General features: G+C 69.8%; 17 protein-coding genes and 1 pseudogene. 15 read left to right on the top strand and 3 right to left on the bottom strand.

Going from position 1 to position 23,767, the window contains the following annotated elements; genetic code table 11:
• Positions 1-364 precede the first annotated feature (364 nt).
• Both IE178_RS23655 and IE178_RS23650 read left to right on the top strand, forming a co-directional pair.
• Positions 365-1,801 carry a carboxylesterase family protein gene (locus IE178_RS23655; protein WP_193513703.1) on the top strand — a complete coding sequence of 479 codons (1,437 nt, stop codon included), beginning with the start codon at positions 365-367 and terminating at the stop codon, positions 1,799-1,801.
• Positions 1,802-1,874: 73 nt separating this feature from the next.
• Positions 1,875-2,919, top strand: a pseudogene (locus tag IE178_RS23650) (alcohol dehydrogenase catalytic domain-containing protein).
• 82 nt (positions 2,920-3,001) lie between these two features.
• Here the strand turns inward: IE178_RS23650 and IE178_RS23645 are convergent.
• The gene (locus IE178_RS23645; RefSeq protein WP_193513702.1) at positions 3,002-3,622 is read right to left on the bottom strand and encodes a TetR/AcrR family transcriptional regulator; all 621 of its coding nucleotides are present in this window, start codon (positions 3,620-3,622) and stop codon (positions 3,002-3,004) included.
• A 125-nt stretch (positions 3,623-3,747) separates the two neighbouring features.
• On the opposite strand from IE178_RS23645, the gene IE178_RS23640 reads away from it, so the two are divergent.
• Positions 3,748-4,740, top strand: a complete 993-nt coding sequence (locus tag IE178_RS23640) for an aldo/keto reductase (protein WP_193513701.1) — start codon at positions 3,748-3,750, stop codon at positions 4,738-4,740.
• A 54-nt stretch (positions 4,741-4,794) separates the two neighbouring features.
• Here the strand turns inward: IE178_RS23640 and IE178_RS23635 are convergent, their stop codons facing one another.
• On the bottom strand, positions 4,795-5,625 hold the full coding sequence (locus IE178_RS23635; protein WP_193513700.1) for a helix-turn-helix domain-containing protein: 831 nt from the start codon (positions 5,623-5,625) through the stop codon (positions 4,795-4,797).
• Between the two features lie 237 nt (positions 5,626-5,862).
• Here IE178_RS23635 and IE178_RS23630 point away from each other — a divergent pair, with 237 nt between their 5' ends.
• The 3 genes from IE178_RS23630 to IE178_RS23620 all read left to right on the top strand — a co-directional run bounded on the left by IE178_RS23630 (position 5,863) and on the right by IE178_RS23620 (position 8,037).
• A complete protein-coding gene (locus IE178_RS23630; RefSeq protein ID WP_193513699.1) occupies positions 5,863-6,258 on the top strand; it encodes an MmcQ/YjbR family DNA-binding protein in 396 nt (131 codons plus the stop codon).
• On the top strand, positions 6,255-6,623 hold the full coding sequence (locus IE178_RS23625; protein ID WP_193513698.1) for an MmcQ/YjbR family DNA-binding protein: 369 nt from the start codon (positions 6,255-6,257) through the stop codon (positions 6,621-6,623). The genes IE178_RS23630 and IE178_RS23625 overlap by 4 nt, the downstream gene beginning before the upstream one ends.
• Positions 6,624-6,723: 100 nt before the next feature.
• The gene (locus IE178_RS23620) at positions 6,724-8,037 is read left to right on the top strand and encodes a replication-associated recombination protein A (RefSeq protein WP_193513697.1); all 1,314 of its coding nucleotides are present in this window, start codon (positions 6,724-6,726) and stop codon (positions 8,035-8,037) included.
• 614 nt (positions 8,038-8,651) lie between these two features.
• Here the strand turns inward: IE178_RS23620 and IE178_RS23615 are convergent.
• Positions 8,652-10,178 (bottom strand): MFS transporter, encoded by a 1,527-nt coding sequence (locus IE178_RS23615; RefSeq protein ID WP_184765364.1) that lies wholly within the window; start codon positions 10,176-10,178, stop codon positions 8,652-8,654.
• 103 nt (positions 10,179-10,281) lie between these two features.
• Here IE178_RS23615 and IE178_RS23610 point away from each other — a divergent pair, with 103 nt between their 5' ends.
• From IE178_RS23610 to aroB, 9 genes are all read left to right on the top strand, one after another.
• On the top strand, positions 10,282-11,148 hold the full coding sequence (locus tag IE178_RS23610; RefSeq protein ID WP_193513696.1) for a helix-turn-helix domain-containing protein: 867 nt from the start codon (positions 10,282-10,284) through the stop codon (positions 11,146-11,148).
• Between the two features lie 239 nt (positions 11,149-11,387).
• Entirely contained in the window at positions 11,388-14,960 is a 3,573-nt protein-coding gene (gene car / locus IE178_RS23605) for a carboxylic acid reductase (RefSeq protein ID WP_318280210.1), read from the top strand.
• A 549-nt stretch (positions 14,961-15,509) separates the two neighbouring features.
• Positions 15,510-16,682 carry a 3-deoxy-7-phosphoheptulonate synthase gene (locus tag IE178_RS23600; RefSeq protein WP_184765362.1) on the top strand — a complete coding sequence of 391 codons (1,173 nt, stop codon included), beginning with the start codon at positions 15,510-15,512 and terminating at the stop codon, positions 16,680-16,682.
• 145 nt (positions 16,683-16,827) lie between these two features.
• Complete coding sequence (locus IE178_RS23595; RefSeq protein ID WP_184765361.1) at positions 16,828-17,484, top strand: isochorismatase family protein; 657 nt, start codon at positions 16,828-16,830, stop codon at positions 17,482-17,484.
• A 28-nt stretch (positions 17,485-17,512) separates the two neighbouring features.
• Positions 17,513-19,396 carry an anthranilate synthase family protein gene (locus IE178_RS23590; protein ID WP_193513695.1) on the top strand — a complete coding sequence of 628 codons (1,884 nt, stop codon included), beginning with the start codon at positions 17,513-17,515 and terminating at the stop codon, positions 19,394-19,396.
• 117 nt (positions 19,397-19,513) lie between these two features.
• A complete protein-coding gene (gene aroA, locus IE178_RS23585; protein ID WP_193513694.1) occupies positions 19,514-20,806 on the top strand; it encodes a 3-phosphoshikimate 1-carboxyvinyltransferase in 1,293 nt (430 codons plus the stop codon).
• Positions 20,807-20,908: 102 nt separating this feature from the next.
• Positions 20,909-22,093, top strand: a complete 1,185-nt coding sequence (gene aroC / locus IE178_RS23580) for a chorismate synthase (protein WP_184765358.1) — start codon at positions 20,909-20,911, stop codon at positions 22,091-22,093.
• Positions 22,090-22,611, top strand: coding sequence for a shikimate kinase (locus IE178_RS23575; protein WP_184765357.1), 522 nt, complete (start codon positions 22,090-22,092; stop codon positions 22,609-22,611). The genes aroC and IE178_RS23575 overlap by 4 nt, the downstream gene beginning before the upstream one ends.
• Positions 22,608-23,735, top strand: coding sequence for a 3-dehydroquinate synthase (gene aroB, locus IE178_RS23570; RefSeq protein WP_193513693.1), 1,128 nt, complete (start codon positions 22,608-22,610; stop codon positions 23,733-23,735). Before IE178_RS23575 ends, aroB begins: the two co-directional genes overlap by 4 nt.
• Positions 23,736-23,767: the final 32 nt, after the last annotated feature.

Genomic DNA, 23,767 nt, shown 5'->3' with positions numbered 1-23,767 from the left:
AGCGGTGAAGTACGAGGCCCCATGCCAGAGCCGCATGCATAGGTCACGGCCGTCGTAGACAGCGACGCCACCGAGCTTGCACGGGGCGGCGACGCTCCGGGGAGGCAAGCGCGCAGGCGTGGTCCGGCGACTCGGAAGGGCCACCGGCGGAGGGGCAGCGGAGTGACGCCCGGGGCGGCAGGGACGCAGGGGCCGTGGATGACGAAGAAGAGGAGCGGCAAAGTGTCACCTGGCGACCATCGAGTGACCGCTCTCCGCCGGGCGATTTGTCGGATCCCGGGGAAGGATGGGAGGGCGCCACGGCGAGCAATCAGCCGCCGACGCACCCTCCCACATCACCCGAACCGCGCCGGAAGGACATGTCATGGCCGCCACCACACCCAAGGCTCCGACTGCACCAGGGGTACGGTCCTGGTGGGGGATCCCGTATGCCACCGCCGAGCGGTACCGCCGCCCCGTGGTCGCGGAGTTCGATCCGGACCCCCCCTATGACCGCAAGGGCGTCGTCTCCGTCCAGCCCGACAGCGGTGACTGGCTCGAAGCGGACAGCGGGATGGGCGAGGACTGCCTGAACCTGAACGTGTGGGCTCCCGAGCAGCCGGCCAGGGAGGCGCTGCCGGTGGCCGTGTACATCCACGGCGGCGGATTCGAGTACGGCGCGAACACGCAGATCACCTCGAACGCCGCCGGCCTCGCCGCGACGGGGCGCGTGGTGGGTGTGTCGATCAACTACCGGCTCGGCGCCCTGGGCGCGCTCTCACTCTCGCAGTACGGCGGGCGGCTCGCCGAGGCCAGCAACCTCTTCCTGCAGGACGCCATCGCCGCGCTCACCTGGATCCAGCGGAACATCGCCCACTTCGGCGGCGATCCCGACAACGTCACCGTCTACGGCCACAGCGGCGGCGCCTATACCACCTTCGGGCTGCTCAGTGCCTCCTCCGCCAACGGCCTGTACCGGCGCCTGGCCGGGTTCTCCGGCGGGCCCGCCCGCTCCATCCCGGCCTGGTGGGCCGAGGAGCTCGCGCACCAGTTCGTCACGGAACTCGGTGTCGCAGACAACCCCGACAAGCTGATCGACCTCGACACGGCCTCCCTGGTGGCCGCCCTGAACAAGGTCGCCCCGACGGATCTCGGAGTCCGTGGCGGGGTGGACAACCAGGCCACCGGCGTCGTCCTGGACATCGGACAGCCCGGCGCGGTGGTGCACGCCCACCCCATGGACGTCCTGGCCTCGGGCGCGCACCGCGGTGTCGACGTGCTGCTGAGCATGGCCAGCGACGACATGGGCTGGTGGGTGGCGAACGACCTCGACCGGTTCGACCCGCACACGCTCGACCGCGTCACCGACGAGGTCACGGGCTGGCGCATCTCCCGCTCCCGCGCCAAGAAGATCGTCCATGCCTACGACCAGGGCGGCCGTACCCCGGCCGAGGTTCGCGCCGCGCTCATGGCGGACTACCTCTTCGCGCTCCCCGCCGCCCGCGGTGCCCTGGCCCACGCCGCCGCGGGCGGCAACGCCCATCTCCTGGTGATCGGACCCGCCGAGGGCGCGCCCGCCGTGCACGGCACCGAGATGTACGCCCTGGTCGGCCAGGAAAAGCCAGGCCGCAGTGCCGAGCAGGACGAGCGTGACACGCGTATCCGCGACATCCTGCTCGACTTCGTCACCGGCGAGCAGTCCCGTCTGTGGCCCGCCGTCACGGACCGTCCGACCTCGGAAAGCGTCGGCAACCCTCCCTTCGAGGCGAGCGCCCACTACCAGGCGGCCCTCGACCTGTGGGAGGGCATCGACCGCCCCTAACGGCCATCAGGCAATACGGACATGCGGAACAGCACAGAGCCACCCGGGGACGAACACGGTAAAGGAGCTGGGTATGAGCCAAGGGACAGCAGCCGGCGACGCCGCACCGGCGACGATGCGGGCCGTCGTCGTCACCCGGCCCGGCGGCCTCGAAGCACTGGAGATCAAGGACGTGCCGGTGCCCATACGCAAGCCCGGCTGGGTGCGGATCCAGATGAAGGCGTTCGGCGTCAACGAGTCCGAGATCACCACCCGCAAGGGCGAGTCGGACGCGGAGGTCACCTACCCGCGCGTTCCCGGCATCGAGGGCGTCGGCGTGGTCGACGAGGCCGACGAGGCCAGCGGACTGCGGCCGGGACAGCAGGTGGCGACCATGACGGGCAACATGGGCCGCTCGTACGACGGCTCGTACGCCCAGTACGTGACCGTCCCTGCGGCGCAGGTCATCCCGTTCGAGACCAGTCTGCCGTGGGAGGTCGTCGGTGCGCTGCCGGAGATGTTCCAGACCGCCTACGGATCGCTGACCACCGGCCTGGACCTCAAGGCCGGGCAGACGCTGCTGATCCGCGGCGGCACCTCCACGGTCGGGCTGAGCGCGGCCCACGGTCGGGCTGAGCGCGGCCACCATCGCGAAGGACCTCGGAGCCACCGTCCTGTCCACCACCCGCAGCCCCGGCCGGGCCGGGGAACTGCGGGCGGCGGGCGTTGACCATCCCCTTGTCGACGACGGCACCCTCGCCGACCAGGTGCGCGCGCTGCTGTCGGACGGCGTGGACGCCGCACTGGAACTGGTGGGCTGCTCGGCCCTCGCCGACACCCTCCGCACCGTCCGCCGCCACGGCACCGTCTGCTTCACCGGAGCCCTGGCGGGGCAATGGACGATCCCCGACTTCACCCCGTTCATGATCCCCAACGGGGTGCGGCTGACCAGCTATGCGGGCGAGGCCGCCGACCTGCCGGCCGACGTCTTCGCCCACCAGCTCCACGCCATCGCCGATGGGCGCCTCAAGGTCCCGGTCGCGAAGGTCTACCACGGCCTGGAACAGGTCCGTGACGCCCAGGCCGACCTCGAGTCCGGTACCACGCCGGGCAAGCACGTCGTCGTCCTGGACGACTGAGCCCGGATCCCTCGACTTGAGCGGCAAGAGCGATCGGGGCCGTCACGGATTGTTCGCGCAGGGCGGCCGCCAGTCCGGGGACTCAGCGCGCTCGAGGGAAAAGCCGCTCGACAGCGGTCACCACCGCGGCGCGGCGGGCGGCGGTGGTGGGGTCCACGGCGTGGGCCGCGGCGGCCTCGCTGAGTTCGGGTTGCGACGCCCAGGTCATGGCGATCTGGTTGACCAGGGCAAGGACGTCGGCCGGGTCCCAGACGGGGTCGAGCTGTCCAGTCTGCTGCACCCGGCGGAGCTGGTCGATTTTGCGGGCGATCACTGCCTGGTCGGGATCGTCGGCAACGGCTCTGGTGCCCGGCAGTTCGAGGCGGCCCCAGGTGATCAGGCGGTGGTGGTCCGGACGGGCGACGAAGTAGTCGAACAGGCGGCCCGCGTAGCCAGGCAGGTCGGACGGGTCCATCCGGGTGGCCTCGGCGATGACGACATACTCCCGTGCAGCGACAGCGGCATAGAGCGCATCTTTGCCGCGGAAGTAGGCGTAGACGCGTTCTTTGCTGGTCCTGGCGAGCTTGGCGATGCGGTCCACGCGGGCGCCGGCGATGCCGTGGCGGGCGAACTCCTCCATGGCAGCGGCAAGAATGCGCTCGCGCGTGGTGTCGCCGCCGGAGGCGGGCGCTGCGGTCTGGCCTGAGTCGCGGGACTGGGACATAACCCGAGGATAAGACACCGAACCGTTCGGTTTGGCGCCACGGGTGATCGGTGCGTAGAGTCAAACAGAACAGTTCGGTTTGGCCTTCGTGGGTGAAGCCGGCGAAACACTGAGGGAGTGAACTCATGCAGCACCGCAATCTGGGCTCTCAGGGTCTGCGCGTCTCGGCGCTCGGCCTGGGGACCATGGGCATGTCCATGGCCTACGGCGCCTCGAACGACGACGAGGGCATCGCGACCATCCGCCGCGCCCACGAACTCGGGATCGACTTCTTCGACACCGCCGAGCTGTACGGCGCCGGTACCGGCAGCAACGAGATCCTCCTCGGCAAGGCAGTCAAGAACTTCCGCGACGAGGTGGCCCTCGCCACCAAGTTCGGCTTCGACATGACCGCCCCGGCGACCAGCCCCGCCTTCGACAGCCGCCCGGAAAACATCCGCAAGGTCGCCGAGAACAGCCTGCGCTACCTGCAGAGCGACCACATCGACCTCTTCTACCAGCACATCTCCGACCCCGACATTCCGGTCGAGGAGGTCGCCGGCGTGGTCGGCGAACTGATCACCGAAGGCAAGGTGAAGTACTTCGGCCTGAGCAACGTCGGCCCCCAGTACGTCCGCCGCGCCCACGCCGTCACCCCGGTCTCCGTGCTCCAGTACGAGTACTCGCTCTTCGAGCGGGAGGTCGAGGAGAAGATCCTTCCCGTCCTGCGGGAACTCGGCATCGGCCTGGTGCCCTACTCCCCGCTCGGCCGCGGCTTCCTCACCGGCCAGGTCAAGCCCGCCAGCGAGTACCCCGCGGACGACATGCGCAGCTGGGACGAGCGCTGGCAGGGCGAGAACTACACGTACAACCTGCACGCCATCGAACAGCTCAAGAACCTGGCCGACACCAAGGGCATCACCACCGCCCAGCTCGCGCTGGCCTGGCTGCTCGCCCAGGGTGAGGACATCGCGCCCATTCCCGGCACCCGCAGCACCAAGCGCATCGAGGAGAACGCCGGCGCCGTCGACGTCCAGCTCTCGGCCGCCGATCTGGCCCGCATCGCCGAGATCCTTCCCCACGGCTCGGCAGGCAGCCGCCTCCCGGCCGCGGTACTGTCCAGCTTCACCACAGAGTGACCGCGCCGGGAGCCATCTCCTTCTGACGGGCAAGGGGCCTGCGCCGTGTTTCCGTCATGCGTCGGTCCCGGCTGCGCGGGCCGCGAAGGCGGCCGGGGTGAGGCCGGTGCGGTCGCGGAAGAAGCGGCCGAAGTTCGCGGGGTCGGTGAAGCCGAGGTGGACGGCCACGGCACGGGCGTCCCACCGGGCTGCTCCCAGCAGGCGCCGGGCTTCCAGGAGGCGCCGCTCGTCGATGAGTTCACGTACTCCCTTGCCGGCGGCATCCTGGGCGGCGCGGCTGAGGGTGCGGACCGAGCAGCCGAGCAGTTCGGCGTAGTCCGCGGCTTGGTGCAGCTCGCGAAAGTGCAGCTCCAAGGCGTCCAGGAAGCGTCGGTATCTGTCGGCGCGGCCCGCGCCGGCCGCGGCCGTCCCGGTGGGGGCGATGCCCGGGGAGTTGGCCAGGCGCAGCAGCAGTGATTCGAGCAGGCTGCGCCGCAGGGCGTGGTGGATGTCGAGGGGGCGGCGTCCCAGTGCGCGGTGTTCGTCCAGGAGCTGGAGTGCGGTCTGCTGGAGCCAGGCGGTGTCGTCGGGGGGCGGGCTGAGCACGGCAGGGGCGTCGTGCGCGGTGAGCGGGGCCAGGAGACGGGCGAGGTCGGGCCGCAGCACGTCCGGTTCGAACAGGATGAACGGGCCGCGGGCCGCGCCGGGCGGATGCCAGCACTGTGCGTGTCCGGGACGCACCCACAGCCACTGGCCGGGGGTGACGGTCCGCGTGACGTGGTCGACGTCGTGCCGCAGCTCACCCTCGGTGACCGCGATGAGGTAGTGGAAGGTGGCGCGGCCCGGACGGGGCGGGTTCCACGGCCAGTCGTCGTGGTGGGCGAAGAAGTCCTCGACGGTACTCACCTCAAGGCCGTACGGGGTACCGACCGGGGGCTGGAAACCGAACAGCGGAACCGCAGCCGGACCGGCCGCGCGTCCACTCGGATCGGGGTGTCGCATGTCGACCATCACGTGTCCGCAGCCTACCGCCCTTCCGGGCGGCTGCGGCGGAAGGATGGGACGAGCCACCGCGCCCGCGCGGCGCGCCCTCCACATTCCTCGATGCCACAGTCCGTCACCACCTGAGGAAGGCAACGCCCCATGAACGGATCTGCCCTGCACCAGACCGCCGCCGACTGCGCGGAGGAACTCCCCGGAGCCCACCTGGAGCACCCCTTCGGCCCCGACTGGGAGGTCTATAAGGTGCGCGGCAAGGTCTTCATGCTGATGACGGAAGTCCCGGGGCGGCCCGTCGTGATCCTCAAGGCGGACCCCGACGAGGCCCACGCCCTGCGGGAGCAGTACAGCCACATCACCCCCGGCTATCACATGAACAAGAAGCACTGGATCACCGTGGAGGGCGGAGAAGGCGTCGACAAGGAGCTCGTCAGGGAGCTCGTCACCGACTCCTACCGGCTCGTCGTCGCCCAGCTGCCCAAGGCCGAGCGGCCTGTCGACCCGCACACCTACGGCACCGGCACGCGGGGGGACCGGTGAGCGCGGCCGGTGACCGGCTTCAGGGCACCGCCCGCCGGGCGGCCCTGGCCCTCCCGGGCGTCAGCCACGGCTACCCCTTCACCCCGGGACTCGACGTGTACAAGGTCGCGAGCAAGGTGTTCCTGATCGTCACCGACGACCCGGTCGACCAGATCATCACGGTCAAGTGCGAACCCGAACACGCCCGCGCGCGCGTGCACGGTTATGCCTCGATCACACCGGGCCGCTACCTCGACAAATACCACTGGATCTCGCTCGGGCCGGGCCCCGGCATCACCGAGCGGCTGATCGCCGACGCGGTCGAGGATTCCTACGACCTGGCCGTCGAGCGGCTGCCCAGGCGCGACCGCCCCCGTAGCCGATGAGCACCGCCAGCGCGCCCACGAGCCGCTGAGCCCACGTCTGTCAGTGCCCCGTGCAAGGCTCGCCACGCCCGCACACCTTTGCCTGCGATCCGAGAGACCAATGGAACCGAACGAAGCGACCCTGCCGCTCTTCGACGAGGAGTCCGCCCGGCCCCTCGCCGACCGCCTGCGCCCCACCCAGCTGGATGAGGTCGTCGGGCAGGACCACCTCCTGGCCCCGGACGCCCCGCTAGGTCGCATGGTCGCTCAGCAACGCCTCGGCTCCGCCATCCTGTGGGGTCCGCCCGGCGTCGGGAAGACGACCATCGCCCGCCTGCTCGCGGACGGCAGCAACCTGGCCTTCGAACCGGTGTCGGCCACCTTCTCCGGCGTGGCCGACCTGCGCAAGGTCTTCGCCGCCGCCCGCAGCCGGCGCACCATCGGCCAGGGCACCCTGCTGTTCGTCGACGAGATCCACCGCTTCAACCGCGCCCAGCAGGACAGCTTCCTGCCCTACGTCGAGGACGGCACGATCACCCTGATCGGCGCCACCACGGAGAACCCGAGCTTCGAACTCAACGGCGCCCTCCTCTCCCGCACCCAGGTCCTCGTCCTCAAACGCCTCGACGAAGCCGCCCTGTCCACACTCCTCGACCGTGCCGAGGGCCTCACCGGCCACCGGCTGCCCCTGGACGACGACGCCCGCCGCGCCCTGATCGCCATGGCCGACGGCGACGGCCGCTACCTCCTCAACATGGCCGAACAGCTCCAAGCCCTCCCGAACCCCGGCACCCCCCTGGACACCGCCGCCCTCGCCCACCACATCCAGCAGCGCGCCCCGCTATACGACAAGGCGCAGGAGAGCCACTACAACCTGATCTCCGCGCTCCACAAGTCGATGCGTGGCTCCGACCCGGACGCGGCCCTGTACTGGCTCGCCCGCATGCTCGACGGCGGCGAGGACCCCCTGTTCGTGGCCCGCCGCCTGGTCCGCTTCGCGAACGAAGACATTGGCATCGCCGACCCGCACGCCATCCAGCAGGCCCTCGCCGCTTGGGACGTGTACGAGCGACTCGGCTCCCCTGAGGGCGAGTTGGCGATCGCCCAGGCCGTTCTATACCTCGCCACGGCCCCCAAGTCCATCGCCGTCTACCGCGGCTTCAACGCGGCCCACCGATCCGCCAGCCGCACCGGCTCACTCATGCCGCCCGCCCACATCCTCAACGCCCCGACCCGGCTGATGAAGGACCTCGGCTACGGCAAGGATTACCAGTACGACCCCGACACCACCGGCGGCTTCTCCGGCGCCGGCTACTTCCCCGACGACATGGACCGCGAGACCTATTACCAGCCCACACGCAACGGCTACGAAGCCCAGATCAGCGAACGGCTACGCCACTGGGCCGCCCTCCGCGCTCGCCGACGCAGCGGCTGACGCGGACGCGTGGGCAGCGCACAGAATGTGCACACGGCAGATGTCGCGCACAATCCGCATCCAGCGTCCCCCTCCGACACGATGTTCCACGCTATCGCCCGCCGTGTTGACATCCAATCCAGTCGACGCAGGTCAGCGCGCTGCGCACGACTAACTTCGCTGTCGTAGGACACCTCCTCCTCGCCGCCGCCGGCAGGCAACCCGGACGTGGTCACGATCGCTTCACCAGGCAACCAGGTATGCCCGACCCGAGACCTGGGTTCCCCATTCGGTCGAGTGCCGGGGGAAGGACGTCCGCGTACGTCGAGCGGGCGGCCTCGCACCGTGCGCGCACCTCGTCCGTGATCACCGCGCAGACCCCGCACGTCGGACGGGCACAGGTCCGTGTCGGCGAATCCGGCCACGTCGAGCCGGGCGACGATGCGCGTCACCGACGCCTGGCCGAGACGGACCCGCTCGGCCAGGTCGTGCATGTCGACGGCGGCTTCACGGCTGGAGGCAACCGTGCCCCGGTCCGCAGGGGGGGAGGCTGCGGACCGGGGCACGGCCGTTCATGTCCTGGTGATCAGGAAGCCGGAGGGCGAAGGAACCCCTCGCCACCGGGACCGGTGCCGTCAACGAGGCGTGCTCTCCACCGGATCGGCCTTCTCCTCGACCAGGGAGTCCGAGGCCTGCTGCGCGGTCTCGGCCTTGGGCAGCCAGCGAAGTGCCAGGATGCCGAGCGCGAAGTGCAGGACGCTGGCCACCGCTACCGCCGCGTGCAGGCCGGTGACGTAGGCCGACTTCGCGTCCGTGACCACCGCGGACGTCAGACCGGGCAGCTGCAGGGTCTCGTCGAGCGTGGGCGCGAGGTCAGGCCCTTGGAGCCGGAAGAGCAGCGCGGCGAGGGAGCCGATGAGCGCGATGCCGAGGGCGTTGCCGATCTCGTTGCTGGTCTCGGCGATCGCGCCGGCCGAACCCGCTCGTTCGGCGGGCACCGCGCCGACCGCGGTGTCGGCGACGACGCTGAAGGAGATGCCGTAGCCAAGGCCCGCGACGGACGTGGACGCGATGTACCAGCCGACCCCGCCGCTGATGGTGGTGGGGAGCAGGAACAGCAGTCCTGCCGCGATGGAGAAGTGGCAGATGATGAGAATCGTCCGCTTGCCGATGCGGTCGACCACCATGGGCGTGACGACACAGGTGACGGTGAGGACCACCGCGCCGGGAAGTGCCAGGAGTGCTGCCTTCAGGACGGGAAGGTCCAGAACGGACTGGAGGTAGACACCTGACAGGTAGGCGGCTGCCGACCAGGCCGCCAGCGGCAGCAGGCCGGTGATGATCGCGACGGTGAAGACCCGGTCGCGGAAGAGGGAGAAGTCCATCAACGGGTACTCGAGGTGCCGCTGCCGACGCACGAACAAGGCCAGCAGCACGACGCCGCCCAGTCCCACGAGAACGGAGAGCACCGAGAACCCTTCGGCGGCCGCGTGCTTGAGGGCGTACACGGCGCCCAGGAGGCCGGCCGCGGAGGCCACGACGCTGAAGGCGTCGATGCGGCCGGGACGGGTCGTACTCACTTCACGCAGCAGGATGGGCGCGAAGATGAGGAACAGGGCGATGACGGGCAGGTTGATCAGGAAGACCGAGCCCCACCAGAAGCGTTCCAGCAGGATGCCACCTGCGACGGGGCCGATGGCGAACCCCGCCGCGAAGGCCGCGGCGAAGATGCCGATGGCCTGCGCCCGCCGTCGCGGGTCGCTGAACAGCTCGCTCAGCACAGCCAGTGCCGACGGCAGAAGAGTCGCGCCGGCCACACCCATCAGAGCGCGGGACGCGATGAGGAGCTCCGCGTTGGGCGCGAAGGCGGATGCCGCGGACGCGAGCCCGAAGACGGTCGCTCCGATCATCAGCAACTTCAGCCGACCGTACCGGTCCCCGATGTTACCGAACGCGATCAGCAGCGAGCCGACCGCGAATCCGTAGATGTCCAGGGTCCACAGGGCCTGATCGGCCGTGGGGGTGAGGTCCTGACTGACCCGGGGCATCGCCAGGTACAGGATCGACCCGTCCATGGAGACCAGCAGGACGGGCCCGAGTACGACCAGCAGCCCCAGCCACGCGCGCAGGCCGGGTTTGTTGTGTGAGTGCTCTTCCGACATGCCTCGACCGTCGGGCATCGTCATGTCGACAACCACCCCCCTGCTGGGGGTACACCTGACAGGTATACCCAGCGGTGCGCACGTCCGGCTTACGCTTGCCGTCGTGGAGAGCCTCGGGACGTTTCTGAAGAGCCGCCGCGACCGGGTCACCCCGGACGAGATCGGACTGCGCACACATGGCACAGGGCGCCGCGTTCCCGGGCTGCGACGGGAAGAGCTCGCCCAACTCGCGGGAGTGAGCGCCGGCTACTACACGCGGCTGGAACAAGGGCAGGCCGAGACGGCCTCGGAGCAGGTACTCGACGCGCTCGCCCGGGCGCTGCAGCTCAACGCGACCGAGACCGTGCACCTGCACAACCTCGCTCGGCACTCGGCGACGCCACGACTCGCCGAACCCCCGGCGGAAAAACCCCACAAGCACGTCCTCGCGCTCCTGGAATCCCTCGGCGAGGCCACACCGGCGATCGCCCTGGGCCGCCGCGGAGACGTGCTCGCGTGGAACCGCAGCGGGCACGCGCTCCTCGCCGAGCACATCGCCTTCGAGACACCGACCGATCCGGAACGTCGCCCTTCGATTCCTCGCATGTTCTTCCTCGACCCGGTCACGCGTGACCTGTACGGCAACTGGCACACGCTCGCCCGCGCTCACGTCGCGTACCTCCGGCTGACGGCCGGCCGCTATCCCACCGATGCGCGCCTGGCGGGGCTGATCGGCGAACTCACCATGCGCAGCGACGACTTCTCCGCCCTGTGGGCGAATCGGGATGTCGCGGACTGCACCACGGGAACCATGCACATACAGCACACGACCGTGGGCGCGCTGAGTGTCGACTACCAGGTCTGGTTGCAGCCGGACAGCCCGGACCACCGCCTTGAGATCTACACCCCGAATGACGCGGGCTCCGCCGATGCCTTGCAGGTCCTGACCCACCAGAGCCACCGCTGCGCCGACTCCCTGCGAGACGACTGACCGACACACTCACCCGCCGACGCGCGCGCCCGGGCCTGCTGCCGCGGGGCCCTGACGTGCCGTGCCCGGCGAACGCGCTGACGCCGTACGGGCCCGTCCCGTACGGCGTCGGCGCGTTCACGCCTGCCCGCGATCCCTCACCGGCAGGGCACCGGATCTGCCGAACAACGGCCTTCGTGCGATGGACATGACATAGATCGCCGTCGGCTTAGCCATGGGGTGCTCAACTCGGTAGCGTCATGTCGCGAGTCGGGGTGGCGCGCGGGGTTTTCACCCCTGTGGGCCAGCACATCGCGTCCGATGTCGATGCACCCCTTCCCGTAAAGCGGGACGGCGCCGCCGGAAGGCCACCGGCCACCCATCCCTCTGTCTGCCGGCCGAGATCAGGTCCGTACACGACGCGGAGACCAAAAATGCGACTTGCGCAAGTGATGGAAAACGTAATGGTGCGCTATGCCGATCGGCCAGCTATCGGTGAACGGGCCAAGGAGTTCGTGCGGGACCCCGCGACCGGCCGTGTTTCGTACCGTCTTCTCCCACGGTACGAAAAGACCAGTTTCGGCGAGCTGTGGGCGCGCGTACGCGCGGTGGCGAATGAATGGCACGGTGACGCGCGCCATCAGCTGAAGCCGGGCGACCGCGTCGCCATGCTCGGTTTCGCCAGCGGCGATTACACCATCCTCGATCTGGCCTGCACCTACCTCGGGTTCGTCAGCGTTCCGCTGCAGACCAGTTCGCCTGCGTCACAGCAGAGGACGATCATCGACGAGACGGAGTCCCGCCTTGTCGCCGCGAGTGTCGAACGCCTGGACAGGGCGGTCGAGCTCGCTCTCGAAAGCCCGTCGGTCGAGCGCATCCTGGTATTCGATTTCCATGAGGAAGTCAGTGACCACGTCGACGCGCTGGACGAAGCGCGCAGCCGCGTCAAGAGTGCCGGCCGTTTCGTGAGTGTCGATTCCCTTCCCGAGGTACTCCGCCGCGGTGCCGGCCTTCCCGAAGCGCCGTTGTTCGTCCCGGGCGACGACGACCCGCTGGCCATGCTCATCTACACCTCGGGGAGCACGGGAACGCCCAAGGGCGCCATGTACACCGACCGCCTCACCAGTGCGATGTGGGGCGGGGCGTGGTCGAAGCTCTTCTCCGAGGGCGAGACGGTCACCTTCAGCTACATGCCGATGAGCCATGTCGCCGGCCACTCCTCGCTGAAGAACACCCTGGCGCGGGGCGGCATCACGTACTTCACGGCCAAGAGCGATCTGTCGACCTTCTTCGAGGACATCGCGCTGGCGCGCCCGACGGAACTTTCACTGATACCGCGCATCTGCGAGTTGATCTTCCAGAAGTACCAGAGCGAACTCGACCGCCTGACCACGGCAGGCGCCGACCGTGCCGCCCTCGAGGACCAGGTCAAGGAAGACATGCGGGTGAGACTGCTCGGCGGCCAGGTCGCCTGGGCCGGCTGTGCGTCCGCTCCCCTGTCCGCCGAGCTGACGGCCTTCATGGAGTCTCTCCTCGGCCTCAAACTGCACAACATCTACGGCTCCACCGAGGCCGCGGCCGTATCGGTCGACGGAGAGGTGCTGAGCCCACCGGTCATCGACTACAAGCTCGTCGATGTTCCCGAACTCGGCTACTACCTCACCGATTCGCCGCATCCCCGCGGGGAACTGCTGCTCAAGACCGACGCCCTCATTCCCGGCTATTTCAAGCACCCGGAGCTGACGGCCGAACTCCTCGACGAGGACGGCTACTACAAGACAGGCGACATCGTCGCCGAGGTCGCGCCGGGACGGCACGCCATCATCGACCGGCGCATGAGTGTGCTGAAACTGTCTCAGGGTGAGTTCGTGGCGACCGCGCGCCTGGAGGCCATCTTCGCCTACAGCCCGCTGGTCCGTCAGGTATTCGTGTACGGGAACAGTGAACGGTCCTATCTGCTCGCTGTCGTCGTCCCTTCCGCGGATGCCCTCACCCGCTTCGAGGGCCGGACGGAAGAACTGCAGCAGCAGCTCAGCGAGTCCTTCGTCCAGGTCGCGAAGGAGGAAGGGCTGAACTCCTACGAGATCCCACGCGAGTTCCTGATCGAGACCGAGCCGTTCAGCCAGGACAACGGCCTGCTCTCGGATCACCGGAAGCTTCTGCGCCCCCGCCTGCTGGAGCGGTACCGGGAGCGTCTGGAAGCGCTGTACGTGGACATCGCCGCGCGCGAGAACGAGGAGCTGCTGGACGTTCGTCGCGGTGCCGCGGACCGCTCCGTGCTGGAGACGCTCCAGCGTGCGGCCCAGGCACTGCTTGCGGGCTCGGGGGTCGAGGTGAGCCCCACAGCGCACTTCAGGGATCTGGGTGGCGACTCGCTCACCGCGGTGGCGTTCTCCGACCTGCTCGATGACATCTTCGCGGTCCGAGTCCCGGTGGACGTGATCATCAGTGCGGCCACCGACCTCCAGCAGATGGCCGACCACATCGAGGCCAAGCGCGAGACCGGACTGAACCAGCCCAGCTTCGCGTCGGTGCACGGACAGGGAAGCGTCGAGGTCCAGGCCGCGGACCTCACGCTGGAGAAGTTCATCGATCCACAGACGCTCGCCGAGGCCAAGCGGCTGCCTCTTCCCGCCGCATCGCCCCGGACCGTCCTGTTGACCGGGGCGAGTGGGTATCTCGGGCGCTTCCTGTGCATGGAGTGGCTGGAACAGCTGGAGAAGACCGACGGCCGGCTGGTCTGCCTCGTGCGCGGGAAGGACGTGGCGACTGCCAGGAAGCGCCTCGAGGAGTCGTTCGCCGGCGGCGACGGGCAGCTGACGCATCGGTTCCAGACCTTGGCCGCCGACCATCTGGAGGTCGTGGCGGGGGACATGGCGGAACCGCAGCTGGGGTTGAGCGACCGCACCTGGGAGAGGCTGTCCGAGGAGGTGGACGTGATTGTCCACGCCGGTGCTCTCGTCAACCACGTGCTGCCGTACAACCATCTGTTCGAAGCCAACGTGGTGGGAACCGCCGAGCTGGTCCGCCTGGCGCTCACCGGGCGGATGAAGCCGTTCACCTACATATCCAGCGTGGCCGTCGCCACGTCCCGGAACCCCGCTCTGGGCGAAGACCCCGACGTGAGGCAGGCGCTCCCGGTTCAGCCGGTCGACGCGGGCTACGCCAGCGGCTATGCGACGAGCAAGTGGGCGGGAGAAGTCCTGCTGCGTGAGGCTCACGACCTGTGTGGTCTCCCGGTCACCGTGTTCCGGTCGAACATGATTCTCGCCCACAGCAGCTACGGCGGACAGCTCAATGTCCCCGACATGTTCTCCCGACTTCTCTTCAGCGTGCTCGCGACCGGCATCGCGCCCGCGTCCTTCTACCGCAACGACGGTGAGGGGAAGCGGCCAAGGGCTCACTACGACGGGCTTCCCGTGGACTTCACCGCCGCGGCTGTCGTGTCGCTGGGCGGACAGATCACCGGCGAATACCGGACGTTCAGTCTGGTGAACCCGCACGACGACGGGATCTCGCTCGACACCTTCATCGACTGGCTGAGTGACGCAGGTCATCGCATCGAGCGGATCGACGACTACGCGGACTGGCTCGATCGGTTCGAGACGGCCATGCGGGCACTTCCCGAAGAGCAGCGGCAGCACTCGTCGTTGCCACTGATGCATGGATTCAAGGACCCGGAAACCGCTGTGCGTGGATCCGACATACCCTCCGAGCGATTCCGTGCGGCCGTCCGGGCCGCGAAGATCGGAGCCGACGAGGACATCCCGCACATCTCCCCCTCGCTCATCGAGAAATACGCCAGGGACCTGACGTCGCTCATGTCTGCGTGAATCGACTGCGCACGGTTCGACAACAGGCACGCACGCCGCTTCGGCAGGAATGGCCACGTTCCTGCCGGGGTGGCGCGCTTTCTCTGCACAGGATTGATCGAGACCTTCCCGCCCGCCCCGATGGTTTCCGCAGAGCAATGCGGAGACATCTCGGGTGGCACCTTCTTTCCTTCCGCGCGTCAGGTGTTCGCCAAGGCGGGCATCGCGCGACGCCGAGCATCATCCGCCGCCTCGACAGCCGCCCCCAAGCACACTTGACGTATTCGTGGGGCGGTCGTTGCGCGTCACATTCCGTCGGCCGATAGTAAAGCCCGACGGGTCGGTGCAAGCGCTGCGACGAAGCACCGACGTGCTCGACCACCGAGAAAAGCACGTCGACGGCGCACGGCACTCCCCGGAATTGTTCATGGCCCGCTGGACCGTCCGTGAACCGCTGAATACCGCGTTGGCCAGACGGTCCGGCCGGCGCACACCTTTCCGTGCCCCACTGCGAATTGACCACGTCCGCACCTGCCCGGAATCGCTCCGGCATGCTCGCTGAGGGAATCGATGATCGACATTCAGTCCTACCTCCGGTCCATACCCGCGCTGCAGCAGCCCGACTGGGAAGGCCACACCTCCCTGGAGGAGGTCCGTACGAATCTCGGGCGGATGCCGGCTCTCGTGGACTCCGAAGCCGTGCGCCGTCTGCGAGCGCTGCTGATGGAAGCAGCCGCAGGGCATCTGCAAGTGATCCAGACCGGCGATTGCGCCGAGAACCCCGCCGAGGCCACACCCGAGGACGTCACGCGCAAGGCCGCGCTGCTCGACGTGCTGGCCGGAACGATGAAGCTCGCCTCGGGCAAACCCATCATCAGGGTGGGAAGGATCGCCGGGCAGTACGGCAAGCCCCGCTCCTCCCCGACCGAGACCGTCAACGGCACACAACTGCCCGTCTACCGCGGGCACATGGTCAACAGACCGGAGCCGGATGCGGTGCTGCGCCGGCCCGACCCCCGTCACCTGCTGAGCGGCTACCGGGCCGCGAGCGACACCATGCACTACCTCGGCTGGCGCGGCACCGCCGTCCGGTCCGAGCTCGAGGTGCCGGTGTGGACCAGCCACGAGGCGCTGCTGCTGGACTACGAGTTGCCGCTGCTGCGTCGTGAACCGGACGGCTCGCTGCTGCTGACGTCCACGCACTGGCCGTGGGTGGGTGAGCGGACTCGGCAGCTGGACGGCGCTCACATCGGGCTCCTGGCCGCGGTCTCCAATCCGGTCGCGGTCAAGGTGGGCCCGACCATGACACCCGATGAGCTGCTCGCCCTGTGCGAGCGCCTGGACGCCCAGCGGCGTCCCGGACGGCTGACGCTGATCGCGCGCATGGGTGCCGACAACGCCGGCGAGCGGCTGCCCGCACTGGTCGAGGCGGTCGCCCAGGCCGGCCACCCGGTGCTGTGGCTGTCGGACCCGATGCACGGGAACACGGTCTCCGGTCCCGACGGGCTCAAGACCCGCCTGGTGCGGACGGTCGTTCGCGAGGTCGAGAACTTCCAGACCGCGGTGAGCCAGAACGGCGGCGTCGCGGCGGGCCTGCACCTGGAGACGACCCCGGACACCGTCACCGAGTGCGTCATGGACGAGGCCGGCCTCGACCGCCTGGGCGACAAGTACCTCAGCTTCTGCGATCCCCGCCTCAATCCTCAGCAGGCCATCGAAGTCGTCTCGGCCTGGCGGGGATGAACCCGGCGCCGTACGACGGCGCGCACGCATCAGTACCCGTGGATGTCCTTCCGTCCGACCGGGCGAGCCACACCACCCCCGCACGAACCGACCGTGGACGGCCTTGCCACGTTCGGCGTCCAACGAAGAGAGGACCGACCGGCCCATGCCCGGTATTCCCCCGATCGAGCCCTATCCGATGCCCCAGGAGGGCGAGCTGCCGGAGAACACCGTCAGCTGGCCCGTGAACCCCCGGCGGGCCGTCCTGCTGCTGCACGACATGCAGGAGTACTTCCTCAAGCCGTTCCCGCGCTCGGAGGCGCCCGGCGACGCCCTGGTCGGCAACACCGCGCTGCTGCGCGAGCGGTGCGTCGAGCTCGGCATCCCCATCGCGTACACGGCACAGCCCGGCGGCATGACGCCCGAACAGCGCGGACTCCTGGCGGACTTCTGGGGACCGGGGATGAAGCCCACTCCCGAGCACCGCAAGGTGGTCGAGCCCCTCGAACCGGGCCCCGGCGACTGGACGTTCACGAAGTGGCGCTACAGCGCCTTCTTCAAGTCGGACCTGCTGGAGCGGATGCGGTCCGACCAGCGCGACCAGCTGATCATCTGCGGCGTGTACGCGCACGTGGGCGTCCTGATGACGGCGGTCGAGGCCTTCACCCACGACATCCAGCCCTTCCTGGTGGCCGACGCCGTGGCCGACTTCTCGGCCGAGTACCACCGGCTCGCCCTCGACTACGCGGCACAGCGCGCGGCCCGCGTCGTGTCCGCCAAGACCGTGCTGAGCGAACTCGACGCGGGCGGCACGGCGCTCTGATCGCGCCCCACCGCCGAAAGGAATCCCCATGGCAAGGCAGGACAGCGCGCACGACCTCCTGGCACGCATCCTCGACGGCTCGGCCGGCGCGTTCGCACTGATGCACCGCCCCGAGACCGTGGACCCGGACACCCTGGAACTGCTGGCCGGCGACGTGACGGAGATCGCGTCGCTCGCCGACCTCGACCTGCCCCCGCACAACGGCACAGGCGCCCGCACGGAACTGCTCACCCTCATCCCCTACCGCCAGCTCGCCGAGCGGGGCTTCGCCGCTCCCGACGACGGAGCGCCGCTGCTGGCGATGACGGTCCGCGAGCAGGCGGCGGTGCCGCTGCGCGCGACGTTACCGCTGCTGCCGGACGAGCCGGTGAAGGTGACCGACGGCCACTTCGACGTGGACGACGAGGCCTACGCGGAGATCGTGCGGCGGGTCGTCGCGGACGAGATCGGCACCGGTGAGGGCGCCAACTTCGTGATGCGGCGCTCGTTCACGGCCCGGCTGCCCGGGTTCGGTCTGCCCGCGGCGCTGTCGTTCTTCCGCCGCCTGGTGCAGCGGGAGGCGGGGGCGTACTGGACGTTCCTCGTGCACACCGGCGAGCGGACGTTCGTGGGCGCCACTCCGGAGCGGCACATCAGCGTCCACGACGGCACGGCCGTGATGAACCCGATCAGCGGCACCTACCGCTACCCGGCGGGCGGCCCGGACCTCGACGGTGTCATGGAATTCCTCGCCGACCCCAAGGAGGCCGACGAGCTGTACATGGTCGTCGACGAGGAACTCAAGATGATGGCCCGGATCTGCCCGGAGGGCGGCCGGGTGGTGGGTCCCTATCTCAAGGAGATGGCGCGGCTGGCGCACACCGAGTACTTCATCGAGGGCCGGACCGACCGCGATGTGCGGGACATCCTGCGCGAGACGCTGTTCGCACCGACCGTGACCGGTTCTCCGCTGGAGAGCGCCGCGCGGGTCATCAGCCGGTACGAGCCCCAGGGCCGCGGCTACTACAGCGGTGTGGCCGCCCTGATCGGCCGCGACGCCGCGGGCGGCCGCACCCTGGACTCGTCGATCCTGATCCGGACCGCCGACATCGACGACGAGGGCATGATGCGGATCGGGGTGGGCGCGACCCTGGTGCGCCACTCCGACCCGGAGTCCGAGGTGCACGAGACCCGGGCCAAGGCGGCCGGCCTGCTCGCCGCGCTCGGCGACGCCGAGCCCATCCGGTTCGGGGCGCACCCCGCGGTCCGCGAGGCCCTTGACGAACGCAACGAGCGCATCGCCGACTTCTGGCTGAAGGACCGGGGGACGCGTGACGGCACGGGCGGGCCGCTGTCCGGCCGCCGGGTGCTGGTGATCGACGCCGAGGACACGTTCACGGAGATGATCGCCCATCAGATCCGCTCGCTCGGCGGAGAGGTGAGCGTACGGCGTTTCGACGAGCGCTACTCCTTCGACGAGCACGACCTGGTCGTGATGGGGCCGGGCCCCGGCGACCCGCGCGAGACAAGCGACCGGAAGATCGCGCACCTGCGGTCGGCGGTGACCCAACTCCTGCAGGAGCGCCGGCCGTTCATGGCGGTCTGCCTGAGTCACCAGGTGCTCAGCACCCTGCTCGGACTCGACCTGGTGCGCCGGCCGACGCCCAACCAGGGCGCCCAGCACGAGATCGACCTCTTCGGCAGGCGGGAGCGGGTGGGCTTCTACAACACCTTCGCCGCGCACTCCGAGAGGGACTCCTTCGAGCACCCCGTGCACGGACGCGTTGAGGTCAGCCGCGACCCGCTGACGGGTGAGGTGCACGGCTTGCGGGCGGCCGGCTTCGTGTCCATGCAGTTCCACGCCGAGTCCGTACTGACCGTCGACGGGCCCCGGATCATCGGCACGCTCCTCGCGGAGGTGGCCGGCGGCTGACCGGGCGGCCTTTCGTTCCTCGGCCGCACAGGGCGAGACGGCCGTCAGGACGCTCGGGGTGTGCGGCGCTCTCTCCCGGACCGCCGCACGCGGCGGCCGTACTCGCAAAGGACAGCCATGACCATCGCCGTACCGGCGACCCCCGCCCTGCACGCCCGGATACCGGGGTCGAAGTCGCTCACCAACAGGGCGCTGCTGCTCGCGGCAGCCGCCGACTCGACGAGCGCCCTCGGCGCTCCGCTGGTGAGCGACGACACCACGGCCTTCCGTGAGGCCCTCAGCGGGCTCGGCGTCCGCATCGACCCCTCCGACGACGACAGCGTCTGGAACGTGACCGGCCTGGGCCGAGGCCCGGTCGGCACGGGGACCGCCTGGTGCGCCGACGCCGGCACGGCGGCCCGCTTCCTGCCGCCCTTCGCCGCCACGGGCCACGGCGACTTCGGCTTCGAGGGCTCCGACCAGCTCACCGCCCGCCCGGTGGCTCCCCTCGCCGACGCCCTGCGGCGGCTGGGGGCCGAGGTCACCACCGGACCCGGCGGGCGCCTGCCGCTGCGGGTGCGCTCGCGGGGGCTCGACGGCGGCGCGCTGACCGTGGACTCCACGCTCAGCAGCCAGTTCCTGACCGGGCTGCTGATGGCGGGCCCGCTGATGCGCCGGCCGCTGGCGCTGACCGTGCCGGAGCTCGTCAGCCGGCCCTACATCGACATGACGATCGCCCTGATGCGGCGCTTCGGCGCCGAGGTCGACGAGGCCACCCCCGGCGAGTTCACCGTCCGGCCGACGGGCTACCGGGGGGCCGATATGCCGATCGAACCCGACGCCTCCACGGCCTCGTACGTCTTCGCCGCCGCGGCGATCACCGGAACGAGCGTGCGCGTGCCCGGTCTCGGCCGCGGCAGCCTCCAGGGCGACCTGCGCTTCACCGAGGTCCTCGCCCGCACCGGCGCCCGGGTGGAGACCACCGACGAGGCGACCACCGTCACCGGCACCGGCGCGTTCCGGGGCGGGTTCACGGTCGACATGGGCGAGATCTCGGACACCTTCATGACGCTCGCCGCGATCGCGCCGCTGGCCGACGCCCCGATCACCGTCAACGGCATCGGGCACGCGCGCCTGAAGGAGTCGGACCGGATCGCCGCCGTCGAGGGCAACCTGCGCGCGCTGGGCATCCGGACCGAGACCGGCCGCGACTGGATCACGGTCCACCCCGGCACCCCCGCACCGGCGCGGGTCGCCTGCCACCGCGACCACCGCATCGCGATGGCGTTCTCCGTCCTCGGTCTGCGCGCCGAGGGGATCACGCTCGACGACCCCGGCTGCGTCGCCAAGACCTTCCCGGGCTTCCACGAGGAGCTGCACCGGCTCTTCCCCCGCCACTCCGTACCGACGGCCGGCTCATCCCGGCCGTAGAAGGGATCCGAGGAAAGACATGACTCACGTAAGGATCGCCGGTGACCGCAACGGGGGGCACGCCACCGCGCTGTCGCCCAACGGCACGGAAGGGGCACTCGGTTGAGCAGGTTGCGCTGGCTGACAGCCGGAGAGTCGCATGGACCCGCACTCGTCGCGACACTGGAGGGTCTTCCCGCCGGTGTCCCGGTCACCACGGAGCTGGTGGCGGACCACCTCGCGCGGCGGCGCCTCGGCCACGGGCGGGGCGCGCGGATGACGTTCGAGCAGGACGAGGTCACGTTCCTGGGTGGCGTCCGGCACGGTCTCTCGCTGGGTTCGCCGGTCGCGGTGATGGTGGGGAACACGGAGTGGCCGAAGTGGGAGAAGGTGATGTCGGCCGATCCGGTCGATCCATCGGAGCTGAAGGAGACGGGGCGTAACGCGCCGTTGACCCGGCCGCGTCCCGGTCATGCCGATCTGGCGGGTATGCAGAAGTACGGGTTCGACGAGGCCCGGCCGATCCTGGAGCGAGCTTCGGCGCGGGAGACGGCCGCGCGTGTCGCGCTCGGTGCGGTGGCCCGGTCGTTCCTGAAGGAGGCGACCGGGATCGAGATCGTGTCCCACGTGGTGGCGCTGGCGGCGGCGAAGGCTCCGTACGGTGTCTACCCTCAGCCGTCCGATGTGGGAAGGCTCGATGCCGATCCGGTGCGGTGCCTGGACGCGGATGCGTCGAAGGCGATGGTCGCGGAGATCGACCAGGCCCACAAGGACGGCGACACCCTGGGTGGTGTGGTCGAGGTGCTGGCCTATGGGGTGCCGGTCGGGCTGGGCTCGCATGTGCAGTGGGACCGGCGTCTGGACGCGCGGCTGGCTGCTGCGTTGATGGGGATCCAGGCGATCAAGGGTGTCGAGGTGGGTGACGGTTTCGAGCTGGCGCGGGTGCCGGGTTCGCGGGCGCACGACGAGATCGTGAAGACCGAGGACGGCATCAGGCGCACCTCGGGCCGCTCCGGTGGCACCGAGGGCGGCCTGACCACCGGTGAGCTGTTGCGTGTGCGGGCGGCGATGAAGCCGATCGCGACGGTTCCGCGTGCGCTGGCGACGGTGGACGTGGTGACGGGTGAGGCCACGCAGGCGCACCACCAGCGCTCCGACGTGTGTGCGGTGCCGGCTGCGGGGATCGTGGCCGAGGCGATGGTGGCGCTGGTTCTCGCGGACGCGGTGGTGGAGAAGTTCGGTGGCGACAGCGTGCCGGAGACGCGGCGCAACGTGCGGTCGTACCTCGACAACCTCCAGATCCGGTGACCGCACCCCTGATCGTCCTGGTCGGACCGATGGGGGTCGGCAAGTCGACCGTGGGCGCGCTCCTCGCGCAGCGGCTGCGCTGCGCGTTTTGGGACACGGACGACGTCATCGTCGCCGCCGAGGGGCGGTCTGTCGCGGACATCTTCACCGAGGAGGGTGAGGAGCGCTTCCGGGCGTTGGAGAAGGACGCTGTCGCCACCGCGCTCGCCGAGCACGACGGTGTGCTGGCCCTCGGCGGCGGCGCGGTCCTGGACGCCGGGACCCGGCGCCTGCTGGCCGCCCACCCAGCGGTGGTCCACCTGTCGATGGGCGTCGAGGAGGCGGTCGGCCGTGCGGGGTTGGCCACCGCGCGTCCGCTGCTCGCGGGCGATCCACGGGAGCGCTGGCAGGAGTTGGCGGAGGCCCGCACCCCTCTGTACGCCGAAGTCGCCCGGGTGGTCGTGGCCACCGACGGTCGCACACCCGAAGAGGTCGCGGACGCGGTCCTCGACGCTGCGGAGCTGAAGAAGGACGTATGACGGACCAGGAAGTGACCCGGATCCAGGTCGGCGGTTCGGCGGGTACGGATCCGTACGAGGTGCTGATCGGGCGGCAGCTGCTGGGCGAGCTGCCCACTCTGATCGGTCCCGAGGCCAGGCGTGTCGCGGTGATCCACCCCGAGGCGCTGGTCGGGGCGGGTGAGGCGCTGCGGGCTGACCTTGCCGGACACGGCTTCGAGGCGGTGGCCGTCCAGGTGCCGAACGCGGAGGAGGCCAAGACCGCCGAGGTCGCCGCGTACTGCTGGAAGGCGCTCGGTCGGACCGGGTTCACCCGCACCGACGTGATCGTGGGTGTGGGCGGCGGGGCGACGACCGATCTGGCCGGTTTCGTTGCCGCGACCTGGCTGCGCGGGGTCCGCTGGATCGCCGTGCCGACCACGCTGCTCGCGATGGTGGACGCGGCCGTCGGCGGCAAGACCGGCATCAACACCGCCGAGGGCAAGAACCTCGTCGGCGCCTTTCATCCGCCGGCGGGTGTGCTGTGTGATCCGGCGACGCTGGACTCGCTGCCGGTCCACGACTACGTCAGCGGCATGGCGGAGATCATCAAGGCCGGTTTCATCGCCGACCCGGTGATCCTCGACCTCGTCGAGGCCGACCCGCAGGGAGCCCGCACGCCGGGCGGGCCGCACACGACCGAGCTGATCGTCCGCTCGATCAGGGTCAAGGCCGAGGTGGTCTCCGGTGACCTGAAGGAGTCGGGCCGCCGGGAGATCCTCAACTACGGGCACACGCTGGCTCACGCCATCGAGAGGAACGAGCGCTACACGTGGCGTCACGGCGCGGCCGTGTCGGTCGGCATGGTGTTCGCCGCGGAGCTCGGCCGGCTGACCCGGCGCCTGGACGACGCCACCGCCGACCGGCATCGCACGGTCCTGGAGTCCGTCGGCCTGCCGCTGACCTACCGCGGTGACCAGTGGCCCGAGCTCCTGGAGGCGATGAAGGTCGACAAGAAGTCCCGGGGCGACCTGCTCCGGTTCATCGTCCTCGACGGCCTGGGCAAGCCCACCGTCCTCGAAGGCCCCGACCCCGCCGTCCTCGTCGCCGCCTACGGCGAGGTGTCCGCTTCGGACGAGACCGTTCGGGCGTCCACCGGTGTGTGACCGCGCACCCGTCGGGCCCGCGTGGTGTTCCG

This window comes from Streptomyces griseoloalbus (assembly GCA_014650015.1).
GTDB classification, from domain to species: domain Bacteria; phylum Actinomycetota; class Actinomycetes; order Streptomycetales; family Streptomycetaceae; genus Streptomyces; species Streptomyces griseoloalbus.
This window is presented reverse-complemented; position numbering and strand designations above follow the sequence as displayed.